Below are 7,874 nucleotides of genomic sequence, written 5' to 3'. Positions count from 1 at the left end.
CCCGCCCTCCCGTTCGGGGCGGCGCCCCCCCCAAACCCCCCCCCAACCCCCCCCCCCCCCCCCCCCCCCCCCCCCCCCCGCGCCGGAGAAATGCCGCAAGCACGGAGGCAACGTGGCCCGCAGAGAGGTTTCGCAGGAGCGTGCAAAGGCCTGGAAGTGCGGTTGCGGCGTGCTCCAGGCAGGCCTGGAGCACGCCGCGAAAAAGGCCTCACCAGTCGGAGGTAAAGAGCAGAACACCGCAACATCCGCACGGCGCCAAAGGGTCCGGTGCAGGTATATCGGTACGGTCGTGCGCCCGTTCGTCAGGCCAGCCCGAGGGTGAGATGGGGGTAGCCGGCGTGGATGCGGTCGCCGAGCTTGATGTCGAGGCCGGCGATGAAGGATTCGATCTTCTCGGTGGCCTCCTCAACGGTTTCGGCCTCACCCTTGTACTCGAACTCGATGAAGTCTCCGAGGTCGCCCACACTGTCAAAGGCGACGGCGATGCTGTCGATGAACCACTCTTCGCGAGTCTTGTCGACCGTGGTGAGCTTGGTGAAGTCGAGGGAGTCCAGGATGTGCTGGACAGCGGTGGCGTCGGAGACGGTGCTCTCGAACTCGTCGCAGTGGGTCTTGATCTTCCGCTCCAGCGGGTACCACCGCTTGAAGTTCAGGGAGGAGATGCCGTCCTCGATACGGATCCGGAGCCACTCGGAGATCACGTCTCCGGAGAGGAAGTCCTTGTGGGGGGCGTTGTAGTAGTGGTCGACCTGGCGGGTCGGTCGGCCGGCCTTGCCGCCCCGGGCGGTGAGCTGGTCCTTCAGCTCCTGGGGGTCGCTGAGGAGCTTGAACTTCTGTTCGACTTCGGTGTACTTCACGGGCTTTTCTCCTGAGTGTCGGTCAGCGAGGCGATGGTCTCGCGAACGAACGCCATGACGGATTGGATCTGGTCGATCTCGGGGGCTGTGAGCGGATCGCCGACTGCGGCGACGTTGACGCTGATCTGCTGGGCGGTGCGGAAACCGACGAGCAAGGAGGCGTTTTCGGATCGCTGGAGGGCGTATTGGAGAGCCATGCGGGTCAGGTCGGCCCGGGTGTAGCCGAAGTCCGCTCCGAGTTGCCTCAGACCGTGCCGCACAGCCCCCACGGCTGCCGGGCTGAACTTCGGGTCGCCTCGGCGGTGGTCGCCCAGTGGGAAGGTGCGCGGGAGATCCGTGCGGTGGGCGCCGACCAACAGCCCCTGCCCGAGTGCCTGCTTGATGAGAACGCCGACGCCGCACTCGTTGGCGAGGTCGAAGATGTCGGCGTCCATGGGCTCGTACAGGGGACTGAGCATGTTGTAGCGGACGGTCAGCACGTCGGGCTGGACGACGGCGAACCTCAGCATGAACGCGGATGCCTCCGCACAGCGCGGGTGGCTGACGTCCTCGGCCCATGCCAGGCAGAACTCGTGCGGGGCTCGCATGCCGATGGCCTTGATCAGGCCCTGATCGCGCAGTTCCCGGAGGGTCTTGGCGGCCTCGCCGAGGTAGCGATGGTCGGGGCCGAAGTCGGAGCTGTGGAGGGAGTACAGGTCGAGGTAGTCGGTGCCGAGGTTGTCCAGGGTGGCGTCGAACTGCCGGAGGATCTGGTCTCGCTCGTACGGGTGAGCGGCATTTCCGCGGACATAGCCCACCTTGCTGGAGACGGTGAGCCGGTCGCGGTTGGCAGTAGTCAGGAGCCTGCCGACCAGGCGCTCGGACTGGCCGAGGCCATAGGCGTCGGCGGTGTCGTAGAGGGTGATGCCGAGGTCGTGGGCGCGGACGAGGGCACTGTACGCCTCGTCCTCGTCCACTCCGGTCCAGCCGACCGGGACGCCGTCGTTGGTAGCGAGGCCGCCGATGGTCCAGCATCCGGCGCCGATCGCCGAGACATGGCCGAGGCCGGGCACGTAGCGCTTCTCCATGGTCGTCTCCTCAGGTTCCGCAGGGTTCGGAGGCGTTGATGGAGCGCCACTCGGAGGTCTGCTCCCAGCGCAGGTACTCCTTGTCGAGGATGGCGGCGAAGTCCTTGGGGATGTTGCGCAGGACGTGCTCGACGCCGCCGGCCACCTTCTTCGAGAGGGCCTTGAACTCGTCTTCCAGTTCGGTGCGCAGACGGGCGCCGAGGGCCGCTTCCGCACCTTTCTCGCCGGGCACCGGCGGGGTCTGCTCGATCGCGTCGATCATGCGGCCGAAGACCTGGTAGGCGGCGTACTTGAGGACGATCCGGGCGGCTCGGACGATGCTGCGGGGGTCGCCGTCGAGCATCTTCTCCAGCGACTTGAAGGTGTAGTCCAAAGCGAAGTTCCTGTCGACCCAGAGCTGGGCCCACTGGCTGGCGACGCCGATCCGCCAGTCGGCGAACCGGGAGTCGACCCGGCCCATGGACGGCCGAACCTCGCCGGTGAGCCCGGCAGCCTGGGCCCGCTTGGTGTAGGCGGCCCCGACCAGGCACTCCATGCTGACGAGCATGTAGGAGATGCCGCTGTGCAGGGGCCTGCCGGAGGATGCCCAGGCCACCCACTCCGGGTCCTGGACGCCTTCGACGATCTCCCGGATCGGCAGGTTGGGCATCGGTCGTAGGAGGAGGTCGGTCCGACCCTGGTAGGCGTAGGTGGCTTTCAGCTCCTCGAACGTCATGAGCTGGTCGAAGCTGATGTACGTGAACCTGGTGGGGACACCGAGCGCCGACAGAGTGCGGATGGCGACGGCATTCTGCTCGCCGGTGGTCTCCTTGTTGAACCGCTCCAGGATCGAGTCGACTCCGGACTCGACGCCGAACAGGCAGCGTCGAAGGCCGTGTTGCACGAGCCGGCGCCACATGTCGGCGCGCTCGCGGTGCCAGGCGGTGTCCTGGTCGAGGCGGACGACCTGGTCGACGCGGCAGCTGGTCTCCCATGTGAAGCCCGCGTCGTGGAGGGTGGAGCCCATGTTCAGGGCGCGGGGCACCGCGCCATCGTCGCGGCCGATGAACTCCTCGTCCACCAGGTAGAGCGTCCGGGAGACGTGCGGGTACCTGTCGAAGATGTGCCCCATCTCCTCGAGGAGCCACGGGAAGGCTTCCGGGTGGCTTCCGAACCAGGTCCCCTTGTGGCCGCGCGGACAGAACGAGCAGTAGTTGGTGCAGCCGCGAGAGCCCTCGGCCTGGGCAACGCCCTTGTGCTCGAAAGTGGCTGGCAGGAGGTCCAGTTCGGGGAAGATGTCGTCCTGCGAGTTGCTGACCGGTTTGGCGGTGCGGCGGCGGCTGATGATCAGAGTGCCCTCGCCGCGTGCGGCTCCGTTGTAACCGATGCCGTGGACCTTGTTCAGCGGGATGTCACCGTGCCAGTGGGCGAGGAGGTCTTTGATCGTGGGCTCGCCGGCTCCCCGGGCGACCAGGAGCTTGGGGTAGCGCTCCAGGAGGAGGGCTTCGTTGCGGGCGGTGAGGCTGCCCCCGGCGATCACCATCGGTTGGGATTCGAGGGAGTAGGCGGCGTCCAGCAGCTCGGTCATGAGGTCGTGCTGGCCGAAGGTCGCGCTGATCCCCAGGATGTCCGGCCGGTTCTCGGCCACCGCCATGATGAGGCCGCTCAGCGTGGTGCCGAGCTGCATGTCGAGGAGGGAGACCTCCCCGGTGAGCGTGGACCGGGCGGCCCTGGCCACATCGCTGACACCGAGAGGGAAGCGGGGCAGCGGGAAGTGCTCGGGGTGGTAGAGCGCGGCGAGCAGGACGGTCGGCTTGGTGAAGCGATGGACCGCGGCGTCGTCGAGGTTGGCCAGGGACAGCCAGGAGTCCGGCGTGTCCATCTCGATGTGCCCGGTGATCCAGGTCGGCCAGTAGCGGGTGTCGTGGTTATGGCCCGAGAGGTCGGCGACGACCCAGCGGGCGTCCGGCTGTTCGATCAGCACGAGCCGCCTGTCGAGAGTCCCGGCCACGAGGACCCGGCTGGCGTGGTCGCCGAGGTGTTGGGTGAGGTGGTCGCGGAGCTCGACGGGGTTCACGAGAAGCCGGTCGGTCTCGGTCGCCGAGACAGTCGGGGCCTCGGGCGCGGCGAGCTGCAGGGCTTCGCGCAGGCGATCGATCTGAGCTTGTTGTTTAACCTCGCGGGTCACTCGACCTGCTGAGATCTCCGGGATCGGGGAGCATGCGACGCGGCCGTTCCCCATGCTTCGAGATGTCGAGTCACGAAGTACGAGGGAACGGCCGCTGCTTATGAGTCTTCCAGCCAACGTGCCTGCGGGCGGGGCATTGGACGTCCTGTCCCGCTTTCGGGTCGAGTTCTACGACTGTCTGTACGCCCGCGCGGATGCGTTGTTCGAGCTCACGGATGCGGTGCTGTGCGCGGACGGCCCGGTCAAGACTTTGGTCGAGCTGTCACTGGCCGTCGAGCACCGGCGCGGGCACGGCGCCTTGTATGCGGCGCTGGACCGTGGCTGGTTGGAGCCGACGCGCCTGCGCCGGGCCCTGGCCGAGCTGCCGCTGCCGAAGGCGGCGGACGGGCGGATCATGCTGGCCGTCGACGTGTCCAACTGGCTGCGGCCCGATGCCCCCACCAGCAACAACCGTCTCTTCTGCCACGTCTATGGACGCGGCGATCGCAGCCGCGATCAGCTCGTCCCCGGCTGGCCCTACTCCTTCGTCGCCGCCCTGGAAGCCGGACGCACCTCCTGGGTCGCACTGCTGGACGCCGTGCGACTGGGCCCTGCGGACGACGCAACGCTCGTGACCACCATCCAACTACGTGACGTCATCGAGCGGTTGATCCGGGCAGGACAGTGGACGCCGGACGATCCACAGATGCTGGTCGTCATGGACTCCGGCTACGATGTCGCCTACCTCTCCCACGCCCTGGCCGACCTGCCGGTCGTGCTTGTCGGACGGCTTCGCTCGGACCGGGTCATGCTCCGCGATCCGGGCCCGGCCCGCCCCGGACCGAAGGTCGGGCGGCCCCGCCGACACGGCGGCGTCCTCACTTTCGCCAAGCCCGAAAGCTGGCACCAGCCCGACGTCACCACGGCTACGGACACCACCCGCTACGGCAAGGCCGAGGCGATGGCCTGGGAGCGGATGCACCCCCGGCTCACCCACCGAGGCCCCTGGCTGGAGCGCACCGAGGAAGAACTGCCCGTCCTGCACGGAACGTTGGTGCGCTTGCAGGTCGAGCGACTGCCGGGCGATCGCGACCCGAAGCCGGTCTGGCTGTGGTGCTCGGCCGCCGGCGCCACGCCGACGGACGTGGACCGCTGGTGGCAGTTGTTCCTCCGCAGATTCGACCTGGAGCACACGTTCCGGCTGATGAAGCAGACCCTGGGCTGGACCGCCCCGAAGGTTCGCCACGCGGACACTGCCGACCTGTGGACCTGGCTGATCATCGCCGCCCACACCCAGCTCCGCCTCACCCGGCCCCTCACCGAGGACCTCCGCAGGCCCTGGGAACGCCCGGCCGAGCAACGGCGCCTCACCCCTGCCCGCGTCCGCCGGGGGTTTCGCAACATCCGCGCGACAGCCACCTGCCCAGCAGCCGCACCGAAACCGTCCCGACCGGGGCCAGGACGGCCTCCAGGCTCGAAGAACAAGCACCGAGCCAAGCGCCATGACGTCGGCAAGACCGTCAAACGCGCCAAGACGATCAAGAAACACCAAGCGCACCAGGGTTAAACGGCAAGCTGAGGGCGTGTCGTGCGTTCGACGCGGGTGGTCACTGGTGTCTCTCTCCGGAGTCGGCGGGATGAGGGTCACGGAGGCGTGACGGATCGGCCCGGCACGGGGATGTTCCGTGCGGGTTGAGAAGGAGGGGGGTTAGGCGGCCGAGAGGATCCGCGCCCGGATGAGCGGGCGGACCTTGTTGACCGAGATGATCTGCCGCAGCACGTTGCGGCGGGCCTGTTCGCGGGCCAGGGGCTGGAGGGCGACCTCGGCCCAGACCCACTTGCCGGTTGAGGTGAGCTGGGCTCCGTGCCGGTTCGCCAGTGCGGCGATGAGCCACAGGCCGCGTCCGGACTGGTCGTCGGGCGCCGCGTGACGGCCGGACGGCAGGGCCGCACTGCTGTCCTGGACCCCGACGGTCACCATCCGGGTCCGGGTGTTCAGCTGGAGGGTGAGCACGATGGTGTCCGCGGTGGTGTGCTCGACGGCGTTCGTAACCAACTCGGAGGTGATCAGGTTCAAGTTGTCGTGCGCCTCTTCGCTCATGGAGATCCAGGCCCGGATCGTGTGGCCGACCAGGTCCCTGCTCTTGGGAACCGACTCGTTGACACGGGGCAGGGCGAATCGGCGGAAACGCACGCTCATGACGCAACACCTCGGGCGGGGATCGATGGCATGGCCGTGTTTGAACCTGGGAAGAGCCACCCAGCCAGGGCTTTCGGCCCTGGACGACTGACGTACAGTCAATGCCGCGTCACCGTCCGCGAATAGGTGCCAGCCTGTATGCCGCTTGTGAGCCAGTTGTAGGCCGACTTGTAGTCCAGGGAAGGGGCGCCGTGTCGGAAGATGTCTCCACTGGCGAGATGATCAAAAGGGCACGTAGCGCAAGGGGCTGGTCGCAGGAGCGTCTCGCCATCGAACTGGGAAAGGTCGAGGGCAGAGGAGGGAAGGGGCCGGGACGCGGACAGGTTTACCGATGGGAGAAGCAGGGGCGGGCACCGAAGTACTGGTGGCCGTTTCTCTGTGAGGTGCTTGGGTTCGGATCATCTGATGATGCGCCTGCGGCGCAGGTTGACGTGCCCGAGGGTGGTGTGGGCGATACCGTGAGCTCAGTCCTCGCGCTGGGAAGGAGCGAAGTGCTTCGCCGGGAATTCATGGCCTCCTCCAGCGGCTATGCGCTCGCGGCCCTTGGCCTGCCCGATCTGGACAGCATCACCCGCAGGGTGACGGCCAACTCCGGTGCGACGGTCCGGGTCGGCCAGGGTGAAGTCCTTGCTGTCCGGCAGATGGTCAAGTCGCTCGGTGACGCGGCGGCGGAACTCGGCGGCGGTCATGCGCGGCACCTTGCCGTCCAGTACCTCGTGGAGAACGTCAGTCCATGGCTGGACGGCGCCTGGTCCGAGTCCGTCGGGCGCGGACTCTTCGCCGGGGCCGCCCAGTTGACCCACCTCATCGGATGGATGGCTCAGGACGAGGGCAACCATGGCGTCGCCCAGAAGTACTACGCGCATTCGTACCGGCTGGCCGCCGAGGCCGGCGACGCGGAACTCGCGGCCACCGCGCTCCGCGGCCTCGCCGTGCAGGCCATCGATCTCGGCTACCGGGCCGCCGCTGTGCGGATCGCGGAGGAGTGCGTCGACCAGGCGAAACGCCTGGACGACCCGAAAGCCCTCGCCTACTACGAGACCACCCTCGCCGACGCCGCGGCCCAGGACGGTGATCGGACCACGGCCACCCGCTTCCTCGGCACGTCCCAGCGGCACATCGAGCGATCCTCGCCGACGCCCGGCGACTCCTGGGCGAGCCACTTCAGCATCGGTCGCTGGGCTCACCACTCGGGGATGATCCTCGCCCAACTCGGCGACTACGAAGCGGCCCAGGAGCATCTCCAAGTCGCCCTGGACGTTCACGGTCTCGACCGGCGCCGTAGCCATGCGATCGTTCTGGCCGACCTGGGGGCGGTGCAGGTCCGCCAGGAGAACTACGGAGCCGCCCTGTCGACGTGGTGTGAGTTCCTCGTGCTGGCCGAAGGCCTCCGATCGGTGAAGGTGGACGACGCCGTGACGGACATGCGCGCCCGCCTTGCGCGCATTCGGACCGTCCACGGCGCTACGGAACTGGACGAGCGGGCCGCCGTGTTCCTCGCAGGGCGTTCGGTCTGAAGGCCTGCGGTCAACAGGGTCGCCGAAAGGACTCCGTTGTCGGCCGGATCGACCTGGGCCGGCTCGGGCGGCCCTGGGAGGGCGTGC

Annotated in this window: 7 protein-coding genes; 3 read left to right on the top strand and 4 right to left on the bottom strand. The window is 67.9% G+C overall.

Features of this window, described 5'->3' with window-relative positions:
- Positions 1-302: 302 nt before the first annotated feature.
- From cyaB to ACWDD9_RS11890, 3 genes are read right to left on the bottom strand one after another with little or no spacing between them, the layout of a single operon-like run.
- Positions 303-857: a class IV adenylate cyclase gene (gene cyaB, locus ACWDD9_RS11900; protein WP_380777504.1), complete on the bottom strand. Its 555-nt coding sequence runs from the start codon at positions 855-857 to the stop codon at positions 303-305.
- Positions 854-1,924 carry an aldo/keto reductase gene (locus ACWDD9_RS11895; RefSeq protein ID WP_449811497.1) on the bottom strand — a complete coding sequence of 357 codons (1,071 nt, stop codon included), beginning with the start codon at positions 1,922-1,924 and terminating at the stop codon, positions 854-856. The genes cyaB and ACWDD9_RS11895 overlap by 4 nt, the downstream gene beginning before the upstream one ends.
- Positions 1,925-1,934: 10 nt before the next feature.
- Positions 1,935-3,887, bottom strand: a complete 1,953-nt coding sequence (locus ACWDD9_RS11890; protein WP_449811496.1) for a B12-binding domain-containing radical SAM protein — start codon at positions 3,885-3,887, stop codon at positions 1,935-1,937.
- 42 nt (positions 3,888-3,929) lie between these two features.
- Here ACWDD9_RS11890 and ACWDD9_RS11885 point away from each other — a divergent pair, with 42 nt between their 5' ends.
- Together ACWDD9_RS11885 and ACWDD9_RS11880 are read left to right on the top strand one after the other, a co-directional pair.
- Positions 3,930-4,103, top strand: a complete 174-nt coding sequence (locus ACWDD9_RS11885) for a hypothetical protein (RefSeq protein ID WP_449811495.1) — start codon at positions 3,930-3,932, stop codon at positions 4,101-4,103.
- 88 nt (positions 4,104-4,191) lie between these two features.
- Positions 4,192-5,637: an NF041680 family putative transposase gene (locus ACWDD9_RS11880; protein ID WP_449811494.1), complete on the top strand. Its 1,446-nt coding sequence runs from the start codon at positions 4,192-4,194 to the stop codon at positions 5,635-5,637.
- 141 nt (positions 5,638-5,778) lie between these two features.
- Here the strand turns inward: ACWDD9_RS11880 and ACWDD9_RS11875 are convergent, their stop codons facing one another.
- Positions 5,779-6,270, bottom strand: a complete 492-nt coding sequence (locus tag ACWDD9_RS11875; RefSeq protein WP_375877518.1) for an ATP-binding protein — start codon at positions 6,268-6,270, stop codon at positions 5,779-5,781.
- Positions 6,271-6,461: 191 nt separating this feature from the next.
- Between ACWDD9_RS11875 and ACWDD9_RS11870 the strand changes: the two genes are divergently transcribed.
- Complete coding sequence (locus ACWDD9_RS11870; protein ID WP_449811493.1) at positions 6,462-7,787, top strand: tetratricopeptide repeat protein; 1,326 nt, start codon at positions 6,462-6,464, stop codon at positions 7,785-7,787.
- Positions 7,788-7,874 lie beyond the last annotated feature (87 nt).

Source organism: Kitasatospora sp. NPDC001119 (genome assembly GCF_053598475.1).
The sequence above is the reverse complement of the archived record's forward strand: the minus strand, read 5'-3'. Positions and strand labels throughout refer to the sequence as shown.

Bases quoted from the DNA above. Each gene is read 5' to 3' on its own strand.
- ACWDD9_RS11875 (WP_375877518.1), bottom strand. From the start codon at position 6,270: ATGAGCGTGCGTTTCCGCCGATTCGCCCTGCCCCGTGTCAACGAGTCG.
- ACWDD9_RS11880 (WP_449811494.1), top strand. From the start codon at position 4,192: ATGAGTCTTCCAGCCAACGTGCCTGCGGGCGGGGCATTGGACGTCCTG.
- ACWDD9_RS11895 (WP_449811497.1), bottom strand. From the start codon at position 1,924: ATGGAGAAGCGCTACGTGCCCGGCCTCGGCCATGTCTCGGCGATCGGC.